The 20918-nt window shown below is 56.6% G+C and carries 23 protein-coding genes; 11 read left to right on the forward strand and 12 right to left on the reverse strand.

Going from position 1 to position 20918, the window contains the following annotated elements; all coding sequences use genetic code 11:
* The gene (gene gspG, locus CPY64_RS13000; RefSeq protein ID WP_042487029.1) at positions 1-471 is read right to left on the reverse strand and encodes a type II secretion system major pseudopilin GspG; all 471 of its coding nucleotides are present in this window, start codon (positions 469-471) and stop codon (positions 1-3) included.
* Between the two features lie 127 nt (positions 472-598).
* Here gspG and CPY64_RS13005 point away from each other — a divergent pair, with 127 nt between their 5' ends.
* Together CPY64_RS13005 and CPY64_RS13010 are read left to right on the forward strand one after the other, a co-directional pair.
* A complete protein-coding gene (locus CPY64_RS13005; protein WP_042487026.1) occupies positions 599-1039 on the forward strand; it encodes a hypothetical protein in 441 nt (146 codons plus the stop codon).
* A gap of 55 nt (positions 1040-1094) precedes the next feature.
* Positions 1095-2228, forward strand: coding sequence for an HPP family protein (locus tag CPY64_RS13010; protein WP_042487023.1), 1134 nt, complete (start codon positions 1095-1097; stop codon positions 2226-2228).
* A 100-nt stretch (positions 2229-2328) separates the two neighbouring features.
* Here CPY64_RS13010 and hppD read toward each other — a convergent pair whose 3' ends face one another.
* From hppD to CPY64_RS13025, 3 genes are all read right to left on the reverse strand, one after another.
* Positions 2329-3405 carry a 4-hydroxyphenylpyruvate dioxygenase gene (hppD, locus tag CPY64_RS13015; protein ID WP_042487020.1) on the reverse strand — a complete coding sequence of 359 codons (1077 nt, stop codon included), beginning with the start codon at positions 3403-3405 and terminating at the stop codon, positions 2329-2331.
* A 268-nt stretch (positions 3406-3673) separates the two neighbouring features.
* Entirely contained in the window at positions 3674-4423 is a 750-nt protein-coding gene (locus tag CPY64_RS13020) for a sulfite exporter TauE/SafE family protein (RefSeq protein ID WP_042487091.1), read from the reverse strand.
* A 147-nt stretch (positions 4424-4570) separates the two neighbouring features.
* Positions 4571-5989 carry an aspartate ammonia-lyase gene (locus CPY64_RS13025; RefSeq protein WP_042487017.1) on the reverse strand — a complete coding sequence of 473 codons (1419 nt, stop codon included), beginning with the start codon at positions 5987-5989 and terminating at the stop codon, positions 4571-4573.
* A gap of 841 nt (positions 5990-6830) precedes the next feature.
* Between CPY64_RS13025 and CPY64_RS13030 the strand changes: the two genes are divergently transcribed.
* The 6 genes from CPY64_RS13030 (at position 6831) to CPY64_RS13055 (ending at position 11274) form a co-directional block, all read left to right on the forward strand.
* The gene (locus CPY64_RS13030; RefSeq protein WP_052362993.1) at positions 6831-7388 is read left to right on the forward strand and encodes a MarR family winged helix-turn-helix transcriptional regulator; all 558 of its coding nucleotides are present in this window, start codon (positions 6831-6833) and stop codon (positions 7386-7388) included.
* 111 nt (positions 7389-7499) lie between these two features.
* Positions 7500-8102 carry a DUF2946 family protein gene (locus CPY64_RS13035; protein ID WP_042487014.1) on the forward strand — a complete coding sequence of 201 codons (603 nt, stop codon included), beginning with the start codon at positions 7500-7502 and terminating at the stop codon, positions 8100-8102.
* Positions 8103-8122: 20 nt separating this feature from the next.
* The gene (locus CPY64_RS13040; RefSeq protein WP_042487011.1) at positions 8123-8713 is read left to right on the forward strand and encodes an NUDIX hydrolase; all 591 of its coding nucleotides are present in this window, start codon (positions 8123-8125) and stop codon (positions 8711-8713) included.
* Between the two features lie 2 nt (positions 8714-8715).
* Positions 8716-9444 (forward strand): leucyl/phenylalanyl-tRNA--protein transferase, encoded by a 729-nt coding sequence (gene aat / locus CPY64_RS13045; RefSeq protein WP_042487008.1) that lies wholly within the window; start codon positions 8716-8718, stop codon positions 9442-9444.
* A gap of 48 nt (positions 9445-9492) precedes the next feature.
* Positions 9493-10218, forward strand: a complete 726-nt coding sequence (locus CPY64_RS13050) for an arginyltransferase (RefSeq protein WP_026484750.1) — start codon at positions 9493-9495, stop codon at positions 10216-10218.
* Positions 10219-10239: 21 nt separating this feature from the next.
* The gene (locus CPY64_RS13055) at positions 10240-11274 is read left to right on the forward strand and encodes a quinone-dependent dihydroorotate dehydrogenase (RefSeq protein ID WP_042487005.1); all 1035 of its coding nucleotides are present in this window, start codon (positions 10240-10242) and stop codon (positions 11272-11274) included.
* Between the two features lie 138 nt (positions 11275-11412).
* Here CPY64_RS13055 and phaP read toward each other — a convergent pair whose 3' ends face one another.
* The 4 genes from phaP to CPY64_RS13080 form a co-directional block, all read right to left on the reverse strand.
* On the reverse strand, positions 11413-12012 hold the full coding sequence (gene phaP / locus CPY64_RS13060; RefSeq protein ID WP_042487002.1) for a TIGR01841 family phasin: 600 nt from the start codon (positions 12010-12012) through the stop codon (positions 11413-11415).
* A 243-nt stretch (positions 12013-12255) separates the two neighbouring features.
* Positions 12256-13005: an IclR family transcriptional regulator gene (locus CPY64_RS13070; RefSeq protein WP_042486997.1), complete on the reverse strand. Its 750-nt coding sequence runs from the start codon at positions 13003-13005 to the stop codon at positions 12256-12258.
* Between the two features lie 121 nt (positions 13006-13126).
* Positions 13127-13936, reverse strand: a complete 810-nt coding sequence (locus CPY64_RS13075) for a competence/damage-inducible protein A (RefSeq protein WP_042486992.1) — start codon at positions 13934-13936, stop codon at positions 13127-13129.
* Positions 13926-14744 (reverse strand): EI24 domain-containing protein, encoded by an 819-nt coding sequence (locus CPY64_RS13080; protein WP_042486990.1) that lies wholly within the window; start codon positions 14742-14744, stop codon positions 13926-13928. Before CPY64_RS13080 ends, CPY64_RS13075 begins: the two co-directional genes overlap by 11 nt.
* 73 nt (positions 14745-14817) lie before the next feature.
* Between CPY64_RS13080 and CPY64_RS13085 the strand changes: the two genes are divergently transcribed.
* Positions 14818-15207 (forward strand): thioredoxin family protein, encoded by a 390-nt coding sequence (locus tag CPY64_RS13085; protein ID WP_042486987.1) that lies wholly within the window; start codon positions 14818-14820, stop codon positions 15205-15207.
* Here CPY64_RS13085 and CPY64_RS13090 read toward each other — a convergent pair.
* The 3 genes from CPY64_RS13090 to CPY64_RS13100 all read right to left on the reverse strand — a co-directional run bounded on the left by CPY64_RS13090 (position 15187) and on the right by CPY64_RS13100 (position 17699).
* Entirely contained in the window at positions 15187-16563 is a 1377-nt protein-coding gene (locus CPY64_RS13090; RefSeq protein ID WP_080723808.1) for a DEAD/DEAH box helicase, read from the reverse strand. The two genes, CPY64_RS13085 and CPY64_RS13090, sit on opposite strands and share 21 nt — an antisense overlap.
* 114 nt (positions 16564-16677) lie before the next feature.
* On the reverse strand, positions 16678-17013 hold the full coding sequence (locus tag CPY64_RS13095) for an AzlD domain-containing protein (RefSeq protein ID WP_009460095.1): 336 nt from the start codon (positions 17011-17013) through the stop codon (positions 16678-16680).
* Complete coding sequence (locus tag CPY64_RS13100; protein ID WP_042487085.1) at positions 17013-17699, reverse strand: AzlC family ABC transporter permease; 687 nt, start codon at positions 17697-17699, stop codon at positions 17013-17015. The genes CPY64_RS13095 and CPY64_RS13100 overlap by 1 nt, the downstream gene beginning before the upstream one ends.
* Before the next feature lie 286 nt (positions 17700-17985).
* On the opposite strand from CPY64_RS13100, the gene CPY64_RS13105 reads away from it, so the two are divergent.
* Together CPY64_RS13105 and CPY64_RS13110 are read left to right on the forward strand one after the other, a co-directional pair.
* Positions 17986-18198 carry a zinc-finger domain-containing protein gene (locus CPY64_RS13105; protein ID WP_026484742.1) on the forward strand — a complete coding sequence of 71 codons (213 nt, stop codon included), beginning with the start codon at positions 17986-17988 and terminating at the stop codon, positions 18196-18198.
* A gap of 66 nt (positions 18199-18264) precedes the next feature.
* Entirely contained in the window at positions 18265-19395 is a 1131-nt protein-coding gene (locus CPY64_RS13110; RefSeq protein ID WP_086046127.1) for a YheT family hydrolase, read from the forward strand.
* Between the two features lie 28 nt (positions 19396-19423).
* Here CPY64_RS13110 and CPY64_RS13115 read toward each other — a convergent pair whose 3' ends face one another.
* Positions 19424-20917, reverse strand: coding sequence for a M48 family metalloprotease (locus CPY64_RS13115; RefSeq protein WP_042486981.1), 1494 nt, complete (start codon positions 20915-20917; stop codon positions 19424-19426).
* Position 20918 lies beyond the last annotated feature (1 nt).

Raw genomic sequence — 20918 nt, forward strand, 5'->3', positions numbered from 1 at the left:
TCAGTCCCAATTGCCTATATCGGCATCACTGCCCGACCCGCCGGCCTGCCCGTCCGCCCCTAGCGAGAACACATCAATCTCGCCATGAACGCCGGGTTGCAGATACTGGTACGGGTTGCCCCAAGGGTCGTTGGGCAGACGGTCCATATAAGGACGCCAATTGCGAGGCTCGGGTGGCTGGGTCGGACGCTGGTGCAGCGCCGTCAAACCTTGAGCCGTACTGGGGTAACGGCCGTTATCCAGGCGGTACAGCTTCAGGGCCTGGGTCAGCGCGGCAATATCCTGACGAGCCGCGACGGCACGTGCCTGATCGGGGCGGTCCATCAGACTGGGGACGACCAGGGCCGCCATAATGCCCATGATGACCACCACCACCATGACCTCAATCAGAGAAAAACCGTGTTGAGCGCGGGACTGAAGCGAGCCGGCCAAACGGCGTGCCGGACGGCGAGATAAAGTAGATCGAGACATGAAGGAAATAAGCTATCCAAAAAAACCCAAGCTCTTGTCATACGGGCTTCATGGAGCACACGCACACTAAGAGCCCTTAAGACAGCCATCTCGGCCGTCTGCCAAAGCACTATGCGATGCAGTCTAAATGGGTATTATTTCCGCCATATTTCCGTCACATCTTTGGCTGCGTCTGTGTCAGGCCGGTATTGCTCTGGCCCTGATCAACCTGCTGATCAATCTGTTCCTGCCCTCGGAGGGAACGATTGCGCCGGTGCTGGATGAAGATCATCGCGAACAGATCAGCACACAACAAATTGCGCAGTGGTTTGGAGGCAGCACCGCGCTGCCCGAGCTGCGCTTGCACGGCATGATTGTGAGCGGCCAGGCTGGCGCAGCCCTGCTCAGCATCAATCAACAGCCGGTACGTGCGTATCGCCCTGGCCAGGAGCTGGCACCGGGCGTGCTGCTGGATTCGCTGCAACGCGAGCATATTGTGATTACGGTCGATGCCGTACCCCAACAAATCGCCACCGAGCGCAAGGGCCCCGCCATCATTCCCGGTATCCAGCAAGGGGCTCAGCCCTGAAGTGAAGAGTTAGCAGTATGATTTAAAGCTGTCTTCCTTCTTCACCCTGGTGGGTATGCCTGCTTTACTTCGTCACTGGTTTGACAGCCTGCGCCCCAAGTCGCTGGCCATTGCACGCCCTGAAATGCTGCGTGCCACGCTAGGCGCCACGCTTAGTGTGCTGATAGTTTCCTCTCTTAGCCTGTACCTGTCGGATTTCGCACACACGCATCATTGGTTGGTGGCGTCCCTGGCCGCCAGTGCCTTGCTGATCTTTCTGGTGCCAACCAGCCCTCTGGCTCAACCCTGGAACATAGTGCTGGGCAATCTGGTGGGTGCGCTCACAGGCATTACCTGTGCGGTGCTGCTCCCTCATCCGATTGCTGCCATTACGATGGCCGTCTGCGTTGCCATGCCCATCATGCTGGCCCTGCGCTGCGTGCACCCGCCCAGTCTGGCTATGGCGGTCTTTCCTGCCCTGAATGGTATTCAGAACTACGATTTCGTCCTGTTTCCGGTGCTGTTTGACTCCTGCGTGCTGATCCTTCTGGGCATGCTGTACAACCGCCTGACCGGCGTGGCTTACCCGCCAGTACACAAGCCCGCAACACGCCCCGCCGCTACTCCTGCCCGCTTTACGGACCAGGATTACGATGCGGCCTTGAGCCACTACAACCAGACGCTGAACATCAGCCACGATGACCTGGAAAAGCTGGTCAGCTATGTGCACCAGTCTGCCTTCCGGCGCAATCTGGGCACCCGCCGTTGCTCCACCCTGATGAATGATGCTCCCCTGTCCTGTCAGGTCAGCACGCCCTTGCAACAAGCCTGGGACATGATGCGCGAGCGCAAGATCAAGGCTTTGCCAGTACTGGATCAGAACAAGCACGTGATTGGTATCTTGGCCCTGTCGGACTTCTTGCAGCGTGCCGGGCTGGATCAACCGGATAATCTGCGCCAGCGACTCAAGCGCTTTTTAAGCCCCCGGCAGCGTGCCGCGCCCACAGTAGCCGAGATCATGACCACACCTGCCGTCACCGCCAATGCAAACTGGTCGGTGGCCGAGCTGATTCCCCTGTTCAGCCAGGGTCGCCATCGCCATATGCCGGTGGTCAATGATCACAAGGAGCTGGTGGGCATGATCACCCAATCTGATCTGATGCTGGAGCTGTTCAGAATCCTGCAGCCCGCACGCGGCAAGCCGGATTGAACATAAAGGCTCAGCCCAAATAAAAATCCCCACTGTTTGCCATCGCCAAACAGTGGGGACAGATCAGCGCCAGTGCAGTGAGCACCGGCACAGAACCTTTTTACTCGGCCTGCAAGACACCACGGCGCAACTGATCGCGCTCGATGGATTCAAACAAGGCCTTGAAGTTGCCTTCACCAAAACCATCATCGCCCTTGCGCTGGATGAACTCGAAGAACACGGGGCCCATCAAGGTTTCAGAGAAAATCTGCAGCAAGAGACGGCGGTGGCCACCTTCCGATGTGCCATCGAGCAAAATGCCACGGTTTTGCAGTTCTGCAGTCGGTTCACCGTGCGCTGGCAAGCGGCCTTCCAGCATCTCGTAATAGGTTTGTGGCGGCGCGGTCATAAAGCGCATGCCCATGGCTTTGAGCTTGTCCCAGGAGGCAATCAGATCGTCAGTCAGGAAGGCCACGTGCTGGATGCCTTCACCATTGAATTGCATCAGGAACTCTTCGATCTGGCCCGAGCCCTTGGCGGATTCCTCGTTCAAAGGAATGCGGATCTTGCCATCGGGGGCGGTCATGGCTTTGGACGTCAGGCCGGTGTATTCGCCCTTGATGTCGAAGTAGCGAATCTCACGGAAGTTGAACAGGTGCTCATAGAACTGGGCCCAGTAGGCCATGCGACCGCGGTACACGTTGTGGGTCAGGTGATCGATCTCTTTCAAGCCCGCGCCCACGGGATGACGATCCACGCCGTCCAGGTAAACGAAGTCAATGTCGTAGATGGAGTTGCCTTCGCCAAAACGGTCGATCAGGTACAGAGGGGCGCCACCAATGCCTTTAATCGCAGGCAGGCGCAGCTCCATGGGGCCGGTAGGAATATCGACAGGCTGGGCACCCAGCTCCAGCGCGCGTTCGTAGGCTTTCTGCGCATCACGCACGCGAAAGGCCATGCCGCAGGCCGAAGGGCCGTGCTCGGCGGCAAAGTAAGCGGCGTGGCTCTTGGGTTCTTCGTTCAGGATCAGGTTGATCTCGCCCTGGCGATACAGGGACACTTTCTTGGAGCGGTGTACCGCCACTTTGGTGAAACCCATCATCTCGAATACGGGTTCCATCACGCCAGGCTGGGGAGCGGCAAATTCGATGAACTCAAAGCCCATCAGGCCCATTGGATTTTCAAACAAGTCAGTCATAGCAGACTCCAGTTGCAATCAGGTAATCAAAGACGGCGTAAAAACGCCTTGAAACTTGGGCTCAAGCCTTGCAGGGGGGCGCGCAGGATACCCCACGCACACTGCGTGCCAAGTGATCACCAAACAACAATTGAAATCCCAGAAACCTCACAGGCTCTGCTCCAGTGGGCGGGAAGCCGAAATGCGTTCCCATCGCCGACACTTATTATCAGGGAAACAGGCTTTTTTTAGATATAGAGCATTACCCTAGAGGCTTAAACCACCTGCTCTAGCGCGCCAGCAACTGGGGGACCGAAGAGACCAGCATGGCAATGCCGGACAGGGTCAACAAACTTAAAACAATGGCCCGAAACGTGCTTTGGCTAATGCCCACATACAGGCGCGCGCCCGCCAGCACGGGAATCAGCACGGCCAGCATCACCAGCCCTATAGACGGCAACATGGCGGGCAGAATAGAACCGGAGGCAATATAGGCCAGCAAAGTCACCGACAAGGTCGCCAGATTGAAGTTTTGTATAACGGCGCGCTGCTCGTCTTTGGGCAATCCGGTCATGGTGGTCCACAAGGTAGGAATCACCCCCGTCATGCCACCGAGCCCACCCATGATGCCGCCTATCAAGCCGGACACGGCATTGGTCAGGCGGCTACGTACCCGGACATGGCCCAAACGGCTGGACATCAGCATGATGGGACACCAGATCACCATCAAGGTCCCTAAAAATGCCTTGAATACAGCTGCATCCAGAAAAGGCAGCAAATAGGTGCCCAAAGGCACTCCGATCAGGCCACCGGCCAGAAACGGCAGCAGGATCTGCCAATAAGAAGTGCGCCGCCGGGTAAAGGCGGCAATCATCTGTCCTGTCCAGGCACCGCAGACCGCCAGCACCGCGGCCAATTGAGGCTCCAGAAACCAGGCCCAGCAAGACATGGCTACCATGCCAAAGGCAAAGCCCGACAGCCCCTGAACAAAACCCGCCACAATGGCGCCAAAAGCCACCGCCCAATAAACCGACTCCATCATCCCCTGCTGCTCCTTGCCTGAAGACAAGCGACAGTATCCCTCTTTACGAAGCGAGCGGGCAGAAAAAAGCCTCCACAATGGAGGCTTCCCAAACTGTTACCGGCGTCGGCCAAGACTGGCCAATCAGGCCTGGTTCAGATTGGTTCAGGCTGGGTCAGCAGCACGCAGATCACGAGGTTGGATCAGCGATTCGGCACGCAACACTTCGTTCAGGGTCTCGGCGTCCATCAGGCCACGCTTGAGAACCACGTCACGAATATTGGTACCTGTCTGGAAGGCTTCGGCGGCAACCGAGGTAGCGGCTTTGTAACCGATGAACGGATTCAAGGCAGTCACCAGGGAAATGGAACGCTCGATATTGCTTTCCAGGCATTCACGGTTGGCAGTGATACCTACCACGCAGAACTGGGTCAGCGTGTCGCAAGCATTGCTCAACAGAGCCATGCTACGCAGCAGGGAGTGAATGATCACAGGTTCAAACGCGTTCAACTGCAATTGACCGGCTTCAGCAGCCATGGTCACGGTCATGTCGGCACCGATCACTTCAAAGGCAACCTGGTTGACCACTTCCGGGATCACGGGGTTGACCTTACCGGGCATGATGGACGAACCAGCTTGCACGGCGGGCAGACAAATTTCACCCATACCGGCACGAGGACCGCTAGAGAGCAGACGCAAGTCGTTGGACAACTTGGACAGCTTGACGGCAGCGCGCTTCAATACGCCCGACAGGTGCAGGAAACCACCGCAATCCTGAGTTGCTTCGATCAGGTCGGCAGACACACGCAGCTGAACACCGGACAGATCGGACAAGGCCGCGACAGCCAGCTCGGCATACTCGGGGTGAGCCGTAATACCAGTACCAATAGCCGTACCGCCCAGGTTCACGTCGCACATCAGTTTGCGCGATTCTTTCAGGCGCACGATGTCTTCGTTGATCATGGTGGCAAATGCATTGAACTCCTGACCCAGGGTCATGGGCACAGCATCTTGCAACTGAGTGCGGCCAATCTTCATGTACGAGGAGAACTCCTCGGACTTTTTCAGGAAGGCATCACGCAGACGCTCCATGGCGGCAAACAGCGGGTCCAGCGAACGGTAGGCCGCCAGGTGCAGAGCCGTTGGGTACACGTCGTTGGTACTTTGGGCCATGTTCACATCTTCATTGGGGTGAAGATATTGATACTCGCCGCGCTTGTGACCCATATGCTCCAAAGCCAGGTTACAAATAACCTCGTTGGCATTCATATTGGTCGAGGTACCTGCGCCGCCCTGAATCATGTCTACCACGAAATGCTCATGGCACTTGCCTGCTTGTACAGCCTGACAGGCAGCCACAATGGCGTCGTGCTTATCCTGCTCCAGCAAACCCAGTTTGAAATTGGCCTGAGCAGCTGCCTGCTTGACCAGCGCCAGAGCATTAATCAGTTCCGGGTAAGTTGAAATAGGCGTACCGGTAATGTGGAAATTCTCCTTGGCACGCAAGGTATGAACACCATAATAGACTTCATCGGGGACTTGGCGGTCTCCCAGCAAATCATGTTCGATACGGAACTGACTCATAATTCCTTCGTTTCCTTAATAACGATAGCAAGACTTTTTTGATACGCCTCATACTCGATCCCGGACTACAAACGGAACAAAGCCCTGCCATTTCTTGCGAACTTGGCAGGGGCTCGGGGACATGCTGGCAAATACCGCTAATAAGCTTTGGATAATGCTTGTATCCAAACCCGGAAAGCAAAGGCCCGTAAAAAACGGGCCTCTATTGCAATCCACCAAGCGGGGTGAATGATCCAACCGCCTTTTTTGAAGGCATCGTCGAGCTCGGGAAGCGCTGAGAACATTGTAAACGCCGAGCGCTCGCATGCGTGTCGTTTTGCGGTTTTTCTTGAGTTGGGCCGCTCTGCTTTCCTGACTGACAGTTGAAAACTGACTTAATTTAGCGGTGTATCTCCGATATAGCTCGCTCATCCTGTCTGTAACAAGAGTCTGGCGCTTTGTGCACGAGCGTTGCGCGCTTGCATCATTTTGATGCTGTTTCACCATAAGACTCACAACACAAGATCAAAAATCACCCTGGCGATGCCCGGATTGGAAGTCCGGAAACCTTGCGATTTGAGAAAAAAAGGAAGGCGAAAGAGTATACACAGGCATTAAGGCTATTCTCTAAACCCGCAGCCGCTTATACTGAAAAAAACCAGTCTTATTTTACTAAATGAAAATTCCTGATCAATAAAAGATGTTTAAATCAGTAAAAATGGAATTAAAAAATAAGATAAATTTCCACATTAAAAGCAGCGGCTCAGTAATAAAAGAAAGCAGGCCCGGTTTTATTGGGTTTTGTTGATTCTTTCTAAATAACTACTGCTCTTTGCCGCGCACTCCTTAACGGCACAGCACTATGAAATTACTCGATCTGAAATATCAAACTATCCTGAGCGAATCCCAGCGCCAGGCCCACCCTAAAACCGAGGATATCGAACTGTGTTTACGCGTTCTGTCGCTGGCCTCCAGCATTAATCGCGCTTCCAGCTCCGTTTTGAACGAGTTTGGCCTGTCCGAAGGCCGTCTGGTTCTGCTGTTTTTGCTTAGCCGCCAACCGTCTGGCCTGAGCCCCGCCTTGCTGGCAGAACAAGCGGGTGTCACCCGCGCCACCATCACCGGACTGCTCGACGGGCTGGAGCAGCAGCAATTGCTGGTGCGACAAAACAATACGTCGGACCGCCGCGTGCTCACTGTTAAACTCACCGAAGCCGGACAAGAGTTGTGCGAGCACCTGCTGCCCTATTACATCGAGTGGCTCTCGGGCGTATTTAGCCATGTGCCCCAAGACGTGCGCCAACGCTTGTCCAGTTTGTTATCCAAGGCCCTGCAAGGCGATAGCACCCCGGACATCAAAGTTGACAAGCCACTTTCGCACCCTCTGCCCACAACCCTGCAACGCAGTTATATGGCCTAAGACGCAAACCCGTCTTGCCCAAGGGGCGACCTTGCTGTCGACCCCACACCATCAAGGGTGGCACCGATACGGTTGCCACCCTTTGTTTTCGTCCTCGCAAGGCTGAAACTTATGGATACTGCTGTTATTGATGCCATGAAAAAATGGCCCAATGTACCCGCTGTCAGCGGGTACATCTCTTTGGATCAGGCTGGCCAGTGGCGTCATCACCCGGCTGGCGATGCCAACCAGCACCCTGAACAAGTAGGCGAGCGCATTGCCCACCAGGGTCTGCTCTCCTTTTTCAATCGCAATTATCAGGCGGATGAAAAAGGGCGCTGGTTTATCCAGAACGGTCCGCAGCGCGTCTATGTTCGTCTGGACGCCGCCCCATTGATTGTGTCTCTGGCTGAAGACCAGGCCCATTTGCAAGACCACACTAGCAGCCCTGTCCACGCTATCCTGGCCTGGTACCTCAGCGCTGAAGGCAGGCTCTATTTACGTACCTCAGCAGGCCCGGCCTTGTTGGCAGGTCGAGATATTCCGGCGCTGCTGGAACAACTACGCACAAAGCAGCAAGGCCTGGGCAGCCTGGATCTGGAGCAGCCCCAGCACAGCGAAGGCTGGTCCTTGCCTGCCTACCCCAAGCCCTGTTCCCTGACAGTCTGGTCTTCCTGCGTGTCGCCCACCGAGGAATTGGCGTATATTGTTTTGCCAGAGCCCGATCCCATTTGAACCGCCATCACAGAATCTGCATGACCCAGCCATCCGCCTCTTTCTATTTCCCCGCCCCACGCACGCAAAACTTCTGCAATCAATGCGGCAGCAAACTGACACGCCTGGTGCCCCCGGACGATAACCGCATGCGTGATGTCTGCGAAAGCTGCGGTGCAGTGCACTACCAGAACCCCCGCAATGTGGTCGGCATTGTGCCCATGTGGAAAGACGATCAGGTCCTGCTATGCCGTCGCGCCATCGAGCCACGCTACAACACCTGGACCTTGCCCGCCGGTTTCATGGAGCTGGGCGAGACCCTGGGACAAGGCGCCTTGCGTGAAATGGGCGAAGAAGCCGGTGCGCAGGTCGAACCCGGCCCGCTCTTTACCGTTATCAGCGTGCCTTACGCCGAGCAAGTACATGTGTACTACCTGGCCAAGGTAACCAGTGATGTGCTGGACCCCGGCCCGGAATCCCTGGAAGCCCGCTTCTTCCACCTGAACGACATTCCATGGGACAACCTGGCGTTCCGCACGGTCAGCGCCACCCTGGAGCGCTACGTGGAGGATCACAAGGCGGGCCGCTTCCAGATTCACGAATTTGATATCGCCCCCCGCGACCAAGACTGATCATGTCGCTTGTATGGGTCGCTCCTGATCAGGCCCTGCCCAGCCCTGAAAACGCCAGCCCCGAAGGGCTGGTGGCCGCCGGTCTGGATTTAAGCGTTCCACGTCTGTTAGAAGCCTACAGTCAGGGCATGTTTCCCTGGTACAGCCCTGGCGACCCGGTACTGTGGTGGTCGCCTGATCCACGCATGGTGCTGGAGGTGGACAATTTCAAGATATCCCGCTCCTTGGGCAAGAAGCTGCGCCAGATTGCACGCCAGCAAGATCAGGACGAGGCCCGCCTTCGTGTCACCTGCGATCTGGCTTTCGAGCAAGTCATCGGCCAATGCGCCGCGCAGCGCAGCGCCACCGGCACCTGGATCAGCCCGGACATTCAACAGGTCTATACCGATCTGCATCGCACCGGCTACGCGCACAGCATAGAAACCTGGATGGACGGCAAGCTGGTCGGTGGCTTGTATGGGGTGAATCTGGGCCGCTTCTTCTTTGGCGAATCCATGTTTGCCTTGCAAACCGATGCCAGCAAGATCGCCCTGGCCCACCTGGTGGATTTTCTGAAATTCGCCGGGATACCATATATAGACTGCCAGCAAGAGACATCGCATCTGGCCAGTCTGGGCGCCAGCCCCATTCCCCGCGAGGACTTTATGGATGCCCTGGCCTGGGCCAAAGACCAGCCCAGCCCGGTCTGGCCACGCGGGGCTTTGCGGCTAGGCCCTCCCCCAGCTTGCTAGGCTGGCGCGAGCATCCCATAATGGCTCTATCACGCTTGGCAGAGTCGCATGAATTATCCCAAAGCACCCACCAGTCCTCAAACGCTGCAATTCTATTCCACGGCCAGCTACCGTTGCAGCTACCTGCCAGAGCAACAGGCACGCTCTCTGGTTGCCGCTCCTGCTCACCTGATTAACGATGCGGTGTACTCCAAACTGGTCCAGCAAGGCTTTCGACGCAGCGGCACCTTTACCTATCGCCCCTATTGCGACCAGTGCCGCGCTTGCCTGCCCTTGCGTTGCGACACTCTGCATTTTCAGCCCGACCGCGCCCAGCGCCGTGCAAAAAAACGTCACGGCAATCTGATCGTGCAAGATCTGCCCTTGCACTGGAACGCCGAGCACTACGAGCTGTATCGCCGCTACCAGGCCAGCCGCCATCCCGGTGCCGGCATGGATGAAGACGACCAGTCCCAGTACGCCCAGTTTCTACTGGCCAGCCATGTCACCTCGCGCCTGCTGGAGTTTCGCGAACCCGACGGCACCTTGAAAATCGTGGCCGTCATCGACGTGCTGCAAGACGGACTTTCCGCCGTCTATACCTTTTTTGATCCCGACGACACCGGCAGTCTGGGCACCTACGCCGTGCTTTGGCAACTGGACTACTGCCGTCAACAATCCCTGCCCTGGCTCTATTTAGGCTACTGGATCGAAGAAAGCCGTAAAATGGCCTACAAAACCCGCTTTCGCCCCTACCAGCTCCTGATGAAAGGTCGTTGGGAATGGCTGGCTTAACGTCCTCTTTTATCGATCCCCATGTCTGCCCTATTCAGCCTTTATCCCTTGGCTCGCCGGGTGCTGTTCAGTCTGGATGCTGAACACGCTCACGAACTGACTCTGAAATCCCTGCATTGCGCTCACCAAACCCCTCTTTTGGGTAGTTTGCTGAAAGACCTGCCCAGCAAACCTCTGGAACTAATGGGTCTGAAGCTGCGCAATCCTGTGGGTCTGGCCGCTGGCCTGGATAAAAATGGCGCACATATCGATGCCTTGGGCGCCCTGGGTTTTGGTTTTGTCGAAGTTGGCACCGTGACTCCAAAAGCGCAGCCCGGCAATCCCAAGCCACGCCTGTTCCGCCTGCCTGAAGCCAATAGCCTGATCAATCGCTTCGGCTTTAACAACCACGGCCTGGATACCTTTATTGAAAATGTGCGCAAAAGCCAGTTCCGCTCGCAAGGCGGCATTCTGGGCCTGAATATTGGCAAGAACGCGAGCACCCCTATTGAGCAGGCCGATCAGGACTATCTGACATGTCTGCGTGCGGTCTACCCTCACGCTGATTACGTCACTGTGAACATCTCCTCGCCCAACACGCAAAACCTGCGTGCGCTGCAGGCGCAGGACGAGCTGGCCCGCCTGCTGGGTGCCTTGCAAGCGCTGCGCACCGAGTTGGCAGACGAGCACAAACGCTACGTGCCTATCGTGGTGAAAATCGCGCCCGACCTGGATCAATCGCAAATTGATGCCATTGCGGACACCGTACCCTCGCAAGGTCTGGACGGCATTATTGCGACCAACACCACCTTGTCGCGCAATGCTGTTCAAGGATTGAAACATGGTCAGGAACAGGGTGGTTTGTCCGGCCCGCCAGTGCACGAACTGTCCTTGAACGTCATTCGTCGCCTGCGCGAGCAATTAGGGCCGGACTTCCCGATTATTGGTGTGGGCGGTATTGAGTCTGGTCGTCAGGCCCAGGAAAAAATCCAGGCCGGTGCTCAGGCAGTACAGCTGTATACCGGCTTGATTTATAAGGGCCCCGCCCTGATTTCCGAGTGCATTCGCGCTCTGTAAAACGCTTATTGCCCGCTTGAAGCGGGCAATCGCATTCCATCCTGAAGCAAGCTGACGGCTTGCACTGCAGACAAGAAAAAAGCCAGCTCAATGAGCTGGCTTTTCCTTTAGCGTCTGATCAAATCAGCAAGCCAATGATTACTTCTTGCTGGTAGCAGCAGTTGCGGCAGCGGCAGCGGCTTCCACTGTTTTGTTGCTGGCTTCAGTAACTTGGGCAGCGGCTTTCAAGCTGGCGTTAGTGGCAGCCTGGATGTTGCTTTCAGCAGCATCAGCGGCTTGGCGAGCTGCTTTAACAACGGTCTCGGCAGCGTTGGAAGCCGTGGCGAAGGAGGACTTCAGCAAAGCAACAGCGCTTTCGGTGCCGGTAGGAGCATTCTTGGCCAACTGGTCGATAGCGTCAGCAGCGTGCTGTTGACCTTGAGCCAGTTGAGCTTCAGCGATGCGCGACAGGTTCAGTTGCAGATCGGAGAAGATGTCGTACACGCTTTTGCCGTATTCCAGAGCCTGGGCAGCGTTAGGCTTGGCCACGCTTTGCGACAGGGCCACAACGTCTTGCACGTCTTTGGCGTTGATGGCTTGCTGGGATTGGCCAGCCGCTTGTTCCAGCGAGCTGCGCAGCAGATTCAGGTTCAGACCAACCAGCTTTTCAAAGCCTTGCAACAGTTGGCCTTGAGCAGCGAACAGGTTGTTCAAAGTAGCTTGTTGGGATTCCAGTACGTTTTGTGGAATAGCACTCATGATGTTTTCCTTGGAGATACGTGGCCTGGGTCAAGCCAGCGTGAAATTAGTGTCAGTGTTACTAGACAAGGGTCTGCAGAAGGCCCGGCCCATTCGCAACTACGCAAGGCAAACCTTCTATGTTGCACCGCAACAATTCAACTTTAAGCGCTATCCAAAACAAAGTCAACGGGATTTGTTGCGCTGCAACAAATCCCGCTTGAGCTTATTCTCAAAACCTGTAAACCGCGCAAAAACACAGACTTAGCGCTGCTTGTCGTAACCCAGAGTTTCGGAAATCTTGGCGGCCGTACTTAAGAGGACGGGAATCCAGTCATCGTGCAAACGCTCGGCGGGTGCGGACAGGGACAAGCCTGCCAGCAGCTTGCCGGTATCGTCGTACACACCGGCCGCAATACAGCGCACGCCCATCTCCAGTTCTTCGTTATCACGGGCATAACCCAGGCGACGAACTTGAGCCAATTCGCGCTCCAGCAACTCCAGCTGAGTAATACTGTTGCGGGTTGCACCAGCCAGACCAGTACGCATGACGTAGGCCCGAACCTGGCGCGGCTCCCAGGAAGCCAGAAACAGCTTGCCGGTCGAGGTCAAATGCAAAGGCGCGTGGCCACCAATGGCGCGTACCACCTGCATACCCGAGCTCTCGCTCCAGGAACGTTCTACATAGACAATTTCATCGCCCTGCTGCAAGGACAGATTCACCGTTTGGCCGGTGTACTTGTGCAGTTCGCGCATGGGAGCCAGGGAGGCCGCACGCACATTCAGGCGGCCTTTAACCAGAGAGCCCAGCTCCAGCAAACGCATGCCCAGTCGGTACAGTCCGCTGTCCACGCGCTCAACGTAACGCCCCACCACCAGATCATTCAAAATGCGGTGAGTCGTAGAGGTGTGCAGGCCAGTTGCAGCCGCCAGATTCTTCAATGCCACTGGCTCGGATTGCTTGGCCAGTTCGTCCAATAGAATCATGGCGCGTTCCAGAACCTGGATCGACATCTGACCACCATTGCTTGACGACGCGCTAGAAGGCGTAAAGGAATTTGTTGTCATTATTAGGAGAATTATGATGCAACGCAACAAATTCCATAATATGAAATGGCCGCGCGCTTGGCAAGCGCTATTTTAGCGCAGGGCTCAAGCTCCCGCCCAAGTCCAGCACTTGCTGGCGCAAATAAGCCAATGCTTCCGCGGCCGGTTCCGGCTCCCCTTTTACACCCAGATCAATATGCGGCTGTCCGCCCGACTCTCCCACACTGGGCAAGCTAAACGCTTTCACGCCCGGCCAGTTCAGCTCTACATGTTCCATCGCTGGCGTAATGCGCGACTCTGGCAAGTTGAACGCCAGGAAGGAATGCTCCACCCGATGAGCCAGATGGTGCAGTGCCTGGTAACGCGTATCCAGTGTCCACTCCATCATGGGCCAGGCCATCACGGGAAAACCTGGCATGAACGTGTGATTGCGAATGAAGAAACCGGGAATCTTGTTGTAGCTGTTGGGCACAATTTCTGCACCCTCCGGGAACATCCCCATCTGCAAGCGCTGCTGGTTCTCGGGCAAGGACATATCAGCACTGCCCACGCCGTTACGCTCATTTTCAGCACAGCGTTCAGTAATCAAGGCCGCAGCCTCGGGATGCAGCTTCAGTTCCACGCCCAAAGCCTTGGCTGCCGCCTGACGGGTTTGGTCATCCGGCGTGGCGCCAATCCCGCCACAGCAAAACACAATATCCGACGTTGCAAAACTGCGCTCCAAGGTAGCGGCAATCGTGTCCAGGTCGTCGGGGATAATCTGTGCGCCCCCCAGTTGCAAGCCTCTGGCCCCTAACAGCTCGATCAGTTTTGAAAAGTGTTTATCGTAACGACGCCCCGACAGGATTTCGTCGCCAATGATAATCAGACGAATAATGGCTTGATCCTTAGTTGTCATGGTCAATAAGCGCAGTAGAAGCCGCGGCTGCCTCTTGCTGACGCAGGCGACGGAGGTTTTCCAAAGAGAAGTGGGCAAATACCAGGGCCGAGAATACAGGCAAGACCAGCCAGGCCGGTGGAATCAGGTTCAACAGGGCAAAGATCAGGCCGATCAGCCAATACTGGCTATTCAAGCGGGACCACAGATACTTGCGCTCCTGCACATTGGCATGCTCGACCAGGGAGTCCACCCGCAACATGCGTGTCAGGGCAAAGACCCACCACAACACGGGAAGAATCAGGGCAAAAGGAGGAAAAATCCATAAAGGCAGGGTGACCAGCCAGCCCACCACAAACAAGGTCCCCACCCACACGGCATTCCAGACGCTATACGCTGTCGCATTGTGGCCTTGCTTGATCACATCGGGATAGTCTTTCTGCTGCAAATGCCCCAGAACCAAAGGCATGACCAGCACGGCAGCAATAATCAGACCCAGCACACCCGCCAGGGGCAACAGGATGCCCAAGGCCAGCAAGGGGGCCAGATACACTTTCAACGAGAACAGGCCCAGACCCACCAGCCATTGGTCCACGGACTCAAAAGCATTCCAGCCGCCCAGCACCTCCAGCAACCAGTTCTGGATAGGTGTCCAAAGCAGCCAGCTCAGCAGAATCAGGCCCACAAACATGATCAGGAAAGGCATGACCAAGGCCACCAGCATGCGCGGCTGAAATTGCGACACCAAAGAGCGCTTGAAGGCGATGGAAATACTGGCCCATCCACCAGCAGGGCCCGATCGCGAGGGGGCAGACGAAGATACGGACATACAGCTCCTGCGAAGCAAAATCAATTACCCGAGTATCATAGACACAGTCGCTTCTTTTTGTCTGTATGAAATTATGGCCTTGTTCAACGCCCAACACGATCTGCCCGCTCTGGCGGCCCATTTGCAAGCCGAGCCCGACGCTATGCTGATTGCCTGCTTTTGCGCCGAATGGTGCAAAACCTGTCAGCAATATCAGCCTGCCTTTGAGGCTCTGGCCACACAGTTCCCTCAGGCCTGCCTGATCTGGATTGATATTGAAGAGCAGCCCGAGCTGCTGGGCGATGAAGATATCGAGGACTTCCCCACCTTATTGATCCAGAACGAAAATGGGACCGTTTTTTACGGTCCCATGCTGCCTCATATCGAACATCTGGAGCGTCTGGTGCACAGCATCTCAGAACGCAGCCCGGTACTTGATACCGGGCCAGGGGATTTGCGCGCCTTAGTAGCGGCCGCCGCCTAACAGGACACCCACCGAACGCTTGCGCGTGGTGCTGGAAGGAGTCGTCACCGCAGGTTTGGGAGCCGCAGCGGTGGATGGCTCGTAAGGCTTCAGGAAAAACTCGTCCACAGGTGGTGTGTTCGGCTGATACGAACGACGCTCACCACGCTCGTGGCGGTTGGAGCCAGAACGGGAAGACGAAGCTGCGGATGGCAGATCCAGCTTCAAGCGTGGCACCGCCGTACCAATCAGCTTTTCAATTTCCTGCAGCAAGTGTTCTTCATCAGGAGCCATCAAGGCAATGGCTTCACCCGAGGCACCGGCACGACCGGTACGACCAATACGGTGCACATAGTCTTCAGCGTTGTACGGCAGGTCCACGTTGATCACGCAAGGCATACCGGCCACGTCCAGACCACGGGCGGCCACATCGGTAGCGACCAGAACATCCACAGTACCGCTCTTGAAGGCGTCCAGTACTTTCATACGCTCCAGCTGGCTTTTATTGCCGTGGATGGATTCCGCCTTGATGCCTTCACGCTCCAGATAGCGTGCCAGTTGACCGGCACCAATCTTGGTATTGGAAAAGACGATAGTCTGGGTCAGCTTCTTGGTCTTGATCAGATGCGCGACAGCACGACGCTTCTCGTCAGCTGACATGGGGTACACAACCTGGGTCACCGTCGATGCGGTGGCGTTGCGGGCAGCCACTTCGATCTCGACCGGGTCATTCAGGAAGTTGCGGGCCAGTTTGCGAATTTCCTTGCTGAACGTTGCCGAGAACAACAGACCCTGGCGACTCTTGGGCAGCAAGGAAACAATACGGTCCAGATCGGGCAAGAAGCCCATATCCAGCATGCGGTCCGCTTCGTCCAGCACCAGAATGCTGACCTGGCTCAAGTTGATCGTGCGCTGATCAATGTGATCCAGCAGACGGCCTGGCGTGGCGATGACAATTTCAACACCGCGACGCAGGGCCTCTTTTTGCGGACCAATATCCACACCACCGAACACGACGGTCGAACGCAGCGGGACCGATTTGCTGTAGAGCGCAATGCTCTCAGCCACCTGGTCGGCCAGTTCGCGCGTTGGCGTCAACACCAAAGCCCGCACCGGGTGACGGGCGGGCGAGGCGCTGGTCGTGGCGTGTGCCATCAGACGATTCAGGATAGGCAAGGAAAAGGCTGCCGTCTTACCTGTACCCGTCTGGGCTGCTCCCATGACATCACGGCCGGCCAGCACCACAGGAATCGCCTCGGCCTGAATAGGCGTAGGCTTGGAATATCCCGCCTCGGTAACGGCGCTTAATATTCCAGGGTGCAGACCGAAATCAGCAAACGTAAGGTCATTGGGAGTCGAAGGAGTTTTATCTGTCATGTACGCAAAAAGTCGGCTTGCCACGAGTGGCAAGCATTTGTAACAATCCTATTTTAACTTATGCCCGCCTGCCTCAACAGCAGTCACGGGCGTGTAAGTACTCGCGTCAGGATTTTATGGCATCACGGCACGTATCAGCCAGAACGCCACCATCCCGGCCACGATTACCCAAACAGCGTTACGGGTACGGATGAACACCAGCACAGCCACCAGGCTGGCCAGAGCTTTGATATCCAATCGGGGGGTGTCGCCGTAAGCCCAAGGCAAAAGTTCCGGGATAATGATTGCTGCCAGAGCAGCTACCGGAGCAAAGCGCAAGGCGCGCCGCATACGTTCGGTCAGGGGCAGCAAATCACCAAACATGAAATAGCCTGAGCGGGTGAGCAAGCTGCACAACACCAACAGGGCGATTGCACCCAAAACGTACCAATCATACTGCCAATCGCTCATCACCGTGCATCCCTATGCCGTTGCAGTTGTTCTGCCGCCACGCCGGCCAGCACTCCGCCAAGCACCGCTGCCACCAGTCCCAAACGCAGGGGCAGCGCCTGTCCGACCCACGCAATCACGCTGGCCGTAATCAAACAGGCCCACATGGCACGGTTGTTGACCAGGGGAATCAAGAGCGCCAGCAAGGCCAGAATGGCGGCAAACTCCAGCGACCAGGAAGGCGGCACATAGGCACTGAGCACAATGCCCGACAGAGAAGCGATCTGCCAGCTCAACCAGCCGGGCAGGATGATGCCCAGGTAATACCAGAGATGCTCGCGAGAGCCGCGTTCCTTGGCGTCACCATACTTGGACATGAACAGCACAAACACCATGTCACTGGTGATATAGCCCAGGCCCAAGCGTTTTTTCCAGCTCAAATGACGAAAAAAGGGCTGCAGGGCCGCTCCAAAAATAATGAAGCGAATATTGACAATGAAACCGGCGGTGAAAATCAGCCACAAGGGCGCGTGAGATTCGATCAGCGGCAACGCCGTCAGCTGGGCCGAGCCGGCATACACAAACAAGGTCATCAAGGTGGCTTCAAACCCGCTCAAGCCAGACTTGACCATCGCCACGCCCGTCACAAAACCCCAGACCACAGTGGCAATCAAGGCGGGAATAAAGTCGATAAAACCGGCGCGCATGTGCACACGATCCTGTGCACTGGGCAGCAAGGCCGATAATCTTGTGATGGCTGACACGCCGTCTCCTGAGATGTGCTGCCCGCAAGCTGGAAACAGCGATGGCAGCTTTGCTTATGATTTTGCTTATTCTAGAAGCAAAAGACGGCCCCGAACATCTTGCTCTCTTAATAAGGTCAAGAAAAAACAGGCCGGGTCTTGCTACAATCCCTAGTCTACGCACGTAAAGGTCGGCATCGCCGTTGCGTGCACGGTATTCTTACCCCTCTCATTGTTTATCAGGAATCCTATGAGCGCCGCTATCGAACCTAAAAAAGCAGATCACGAACTGATCATGGTCGGAGCCGACGATCTGCCCGTGCATTGCCCCCGTCCAGGTGGCTCGCTGTGGAACATGCACCCCCGCGTGTATATCGATATCAGCAAAACCGGCGAAGCCGCTTGTCCTTACTGTGGCGCCCGCTACCGCCTGAAAGAAGGCGAAAAGGTTCACGGTCATTAATTTCTGAATTTGGCTTCGTTGGACCCTACTGCTCCCCCCTCTGGCAATGCGATAGAGCCGGGCCCTGTGCCCGGCGCAGACGCGCAACCCTGGCGTCACACCGACGTGGTTGCCCGTCTGGATTCCAGCGCCTGCCCTCTGCCCGCCTGGCTGCCTGGCGGACACCTCCAAACTATCCACGGGGCATTTTTTGCCCGCCATCACCATATCGCCTTTGTCCGCCAAAGGATTGATACGCCCGATGGCGACTTCCTGGATCTGGACTGGACCGGACCAGGCTTGTTTGCAGACAAGCTGGCCAACGGTGCCACCGCCCAGCCCGACGCCCATCTATCCCGTACCGCCGCCCGCCGCTGGATGCAGCCCCAGGATTGGGACAGCCTGCCCAGCACGGCCGATACGCATGCCCTGGTTCTGTTTCATGGCTTGGAAGGCAGCAGCCGAAGCCATTACATCCAGGCCATTGCGCAATACTTTCGCGCCCGCGGCTGGATTGTGGTGGTCGCTCATTTCCGCGGTTGCTCGGGTTTTCCGAATCGCATGGCGCGCGCCTATTACTCGGGCGACTCGGAGGAAATCAGCTTTATCCTGAATACTGTTCGCGGCCATCTGCCCAATGTACGCTGGCACGTGGCCGGCACCTCGCTGGGCGGCAATGCCATGCTCAAGTATTTGGGTGAAGCGGGTGATGAGGTTTCCTGGGTGCAGGCATGTGCCTCCATTTCGGTACCCCTGGATCTGGTCGCTTGCGGCCGCTACCTGTCCGAATCCCGAATGGGTCGTTGGTTCTACTCGCCCTATTTTCTGAAAAGCATGCGCAGCAAGCTGCAGGACAAGGCCCACCGCTTTCCCGGCATGGTCGATACGGCCCGCTTGAACCAGGCCCGCACCATACGCGACTTCGACGATATTTATACCGCGCCCATGCATGGTTTCAGCCATGCGCTGGATTATTGGACGCGTGCGTCCAGCAAACCTTTGCTGCGCAATATCAAAATCCCCACGCTGGTTTTGAATGCCCGTAACGACCCTTTCGTGCCACATGCCAGCTTGCCGACGATTCAGGATTGCTCGGACTCCATTTTGCTGCACCAACCTGCCGAAGGTGGGCACGTCGGTTTCATCACGGGCAGCATCCCCGGCAATATGGGTTGGTTACCCGCACGGCTGGCCCGCTTCTTCGAAACCAATAGCTAAGACTGGTTAAAGCGGGCCTGCGGGCTCATCAGGAGCGGAAACGCTCCAGCAAGACACGCTCACTTTCAACGCGCTCGCGCAATTGGCGAATCTGCGTATCCAGCTCGGACTGCTGATAGAAGTCCTGAGTCAGATTGCGCGCCTGCTGCAATTGCTCCACCGCCGTAGGCAAGGCCCCAACTAATTCATAATATTGAGCCATGGCACGTCGGGCTTTCACCCCATCACCCAAACGGTCGTACGTTTGTGCCAGCAGCTGATGCAGTTGGGGTTCATCAGGCCATTGCTTGATGCGATCCATCAAGAAAGCCTGGGCCTGATCGTTCTGCCCCAATTGCTGCAGGACCTGCACATATGCCAGGGCAACCCCTTGGCTCTTGGGCCAACGCTGCCAGGCCTGCTTGGCCAAGTTCAGGGCGCCTTGTACATCACGATCGGCAATCGCAATGCGTATATCCAGGGTATCCAGTTCAGGAGCCTGAAACTTGCCTTGCGCCCGCGCCTGGGCCAGATGCGCGCGGGCCTGCTCGTAATCCTGGCGGCCTTGCGCAATATAGGCCAGGCCATACTGTGCCGCCGAACGCTCCAGATCGCTTTGCGACTGATTCGAGCTTTGCAGCGCCTGCTCCAGAACACGCAAGGACTGCCCGCCCCCAGCCTGCATCACCATCAACTTCGCACGGATATACCAGAACGAGGGCGTATCCTGATAATTGCTGGCTGGCAGACCACGCACCCGGTTGCTGATGTCCGATTCACGCTGCTGGGACATGGGGTGAGTGCTGGCGTACTCATTGGCTGTCGCACGTTCATTCAGGCGCGAAGCCGCGGCCAGACGTTGAAACATCTGCACCATACCTTGAGGTTCGTAGCCTGCCTTGAGCAGCATTTCGAAGCCGACCCGGTCAGCTTCCTGCTCAGCCTGACGCGAAAAGCCCAGTTGACGGTCCACCGCCGCCGCCTGTCCGAAAGCAGCCGCCCCCATCGCCAGATCACCGCTGCCCGCCAAGGCGCCCAACAAGGCACCGGCCAGGGCGGCAATCAGCAAATGGTTGCTTTGTGCACTTTGAGTAATACCGCGAGCAACGTGACGTTGCGCTACGTGGGCAATTTCGTGCGCCAGAACTGAGGCCAGTTCAGACTCGGACTGCGAAGCCGTAAACAGGCCGCTATGAATACCGATATAACCACCGGGCAAGGCGAAGGCGTTGATGCTGCTATCGCGCAAGGCAAATACCGTCACGGGCTGCGCCATGGCGGGGCCGTACTGGGCCAGTTTGCGGCCCATATCCGTCAGATACTGATTGATATCCGGGTCCGACACATATTCGGGCGAGCGCCTGCCCTGCTCCATGATGGCGTTGCCCAGCGTCCTTTCCAAAGCCGGCGACAACTCGGCGCCCGAGGCCGCTCCCATGGAAGGAATGCCCATAGGCTGCGCCTGCACAGGCAACACCGAACTGAACGCCAGCGACAATGCCAGACATAAAGAAAGCGCGGAACGGGCGGGTTTAAACTGCATG

Source organism: Alcaligenes faecalis, from assembly GCF_002443155.1.
Taxonomy (GTDB): Bacteria; Pseudomonadota; Gammaproteobacteria; order Burkholderiales; family Burkholderiaceae_B; genus Alcaligenes; species Alcaligenes faecalis.

What these genes read in the sequence shown, in the direction of transcription:
- gspG (WP_042487029.1), bottom strand. Translation starts at nt 471, where the DNA reads ATGTCTCGATCTACTTTATCTCGCCGTCCGGCACGCCGTTTGGCCGGC.
- CPY64_RS13005 (WP_042487026.1), top strand. Translation starts at nt 599, where the DNA reads ATGGGTATTATTTCCGCCATATTTCCGTCACATCTTTGGCTGCGTCTG.
- CPY64_RS13010 (WP_042487023.1), top strand. Translation starts at nt 1,095, where the DNA reads ATGCCTGCTTTACTTCGTCACTGGTTTGACAGCCTGCGCCCCAAGTCG.
- hppD (WP_042487020.1), bottom strand. Translation starts at nt 3,405, where the DNA reads ATGACTGACTTGTTTGAAAATCCAATGGGCCTGATGGGCTTTGAGTTC.
- CPY64_RS13020 (WP_042487091.1), bottom strand. Translation starts at nt 4,423, where the DNA reads ATGGAGTCGGTTTATTGGGCGGTGGCTTTTGGCGCCATTGTGGCGGGT.
- CPY64_RS13025 (WP_042487017.1), bottom strand. Translation starts at nt 5,989, where the DNA reads ATGAGTCAGTTCCGTATCGAACATGATTTGCTGGGAGACCGCCAAGTC.
- CPY64_RS13030 (WP_052362993.1), top strand. Translation starts at nt 6,831, where the DNA reads ATGAAATTACTCGATCTGAAATATCAAACTATCCTGAGCGAATCCCAG.
- CPY64_RS13035 (WP_042487014.1), top strand. Translation starts at nt 7,500, where the DNA reads ATGGATACTGCTGTTATTGATGCCATGAAAAAATGGCCCAATGTACCC.
- CPY64_RS13040 (WP_042487011.1), top strand. Translation starts at nt 8,123, where the DNA reads ATGACCCAGCCATCCGCCTCTTTCTATTTCCCCGCCCCACGCACGCAA.
- aat (WP_042487008.1), top strand. Translation starts at nt 8,716, where the DNA reads ATGTCGCTTGTATGGGTCGCTCCTGATCAGGCCCTGCCCAGCCCTGAA.
- CPY64_RS13050 (WP_026484750.1), top strand. Translation starts at nt 9,493, where the DNA reads ATGAATTATCCCAAAGCACCCACCAGTCCTCAAACGCTGCAATTCTAT.
- CPY64_RS13055 (WP_042487005.1), top strand. Translation starts at nt 10,240, where the DNA reads ATGTCTGCCCTATTCAGCCTTTATCCCTTGGCTCGCCGGGTGCTGTTC.
- phaP (WP_042487002.1), bottom strand. Translation starts at nt 12,012, where the DNA reads ATGAGTGCTATTCCACAAAACGTACTGGAATCCCAACAAGCTACTTTG.
- CPY64_RS13070 (WP_042486997.1), bottom strand. Translation starts at nt 13,005, where the DNA reads ATGTCGATCCAGGTTCTGGAACGCGCCATGATTCTATTGGACGAACTG.
- CPY64_RS13075 (WP_042486992.1), bottom strand. Translation starts at nt 13,936, where the DNA reads ATGACAACTAAGGATCAAGCCATTATTCGTCTGATTATCATTGGCGAC.
- CPY64_RS13080 (WP_042486990.1), bottom strand. Translation starts at nt 14,744, where the DNA reads ATGTCCGTATCTTCGTCTGCCCCCTCGCGATCGGGCCCTGCTGGTGGA.
- CPY64_RS13085 (WP_042486987.1), top strand. Translation starts at nt 14,818, where the DNA reads ATGGCCTTGTTCAACGCCCAACACGATCTGCCCGCTCTGGCGGCCCAT.
- CPY64_RS13090 (WP_080723808.1), bottom strand. Translation starts at nt 16,563, where the DNA reads ATGACAGATAAAACTCCTTCGACTCCCAATGACCTTACGTTTGCTGAT.
- CPY64_RS13095 (WP_009460095.1), bottom strand. Translation starts at nt 17,013, where the DNA reads ATGAGCGATTGGCAGTATGATTGGTACGTTTTGGGTGCAATCGCCCTG.
- CPY64_RS13100 (WP_042487085.1), bottom strand. Translation starts at nt 17,699, where the DNA reads ATGCGCGCCGGTTTTATCGACTTTATTCCCGCCTTGATTGCCACTGTG.
- CPY64_RS13105 (WP_026484742.1), top strand. Translation starts at nt 17,986, where the DNA reads ATGAGCGCCGCTATCGAACCTAAAAAAGCAGATCACGAACTGATCATG.
- CPY64_RS13115 (WP_042486981.1), bottom strand. Translation starts at nt 20,917, where the DNA reads ATGCAGTTTAAACCCGCCCGTTCCGCGCTTTCTTTATGTCTGGCATTG.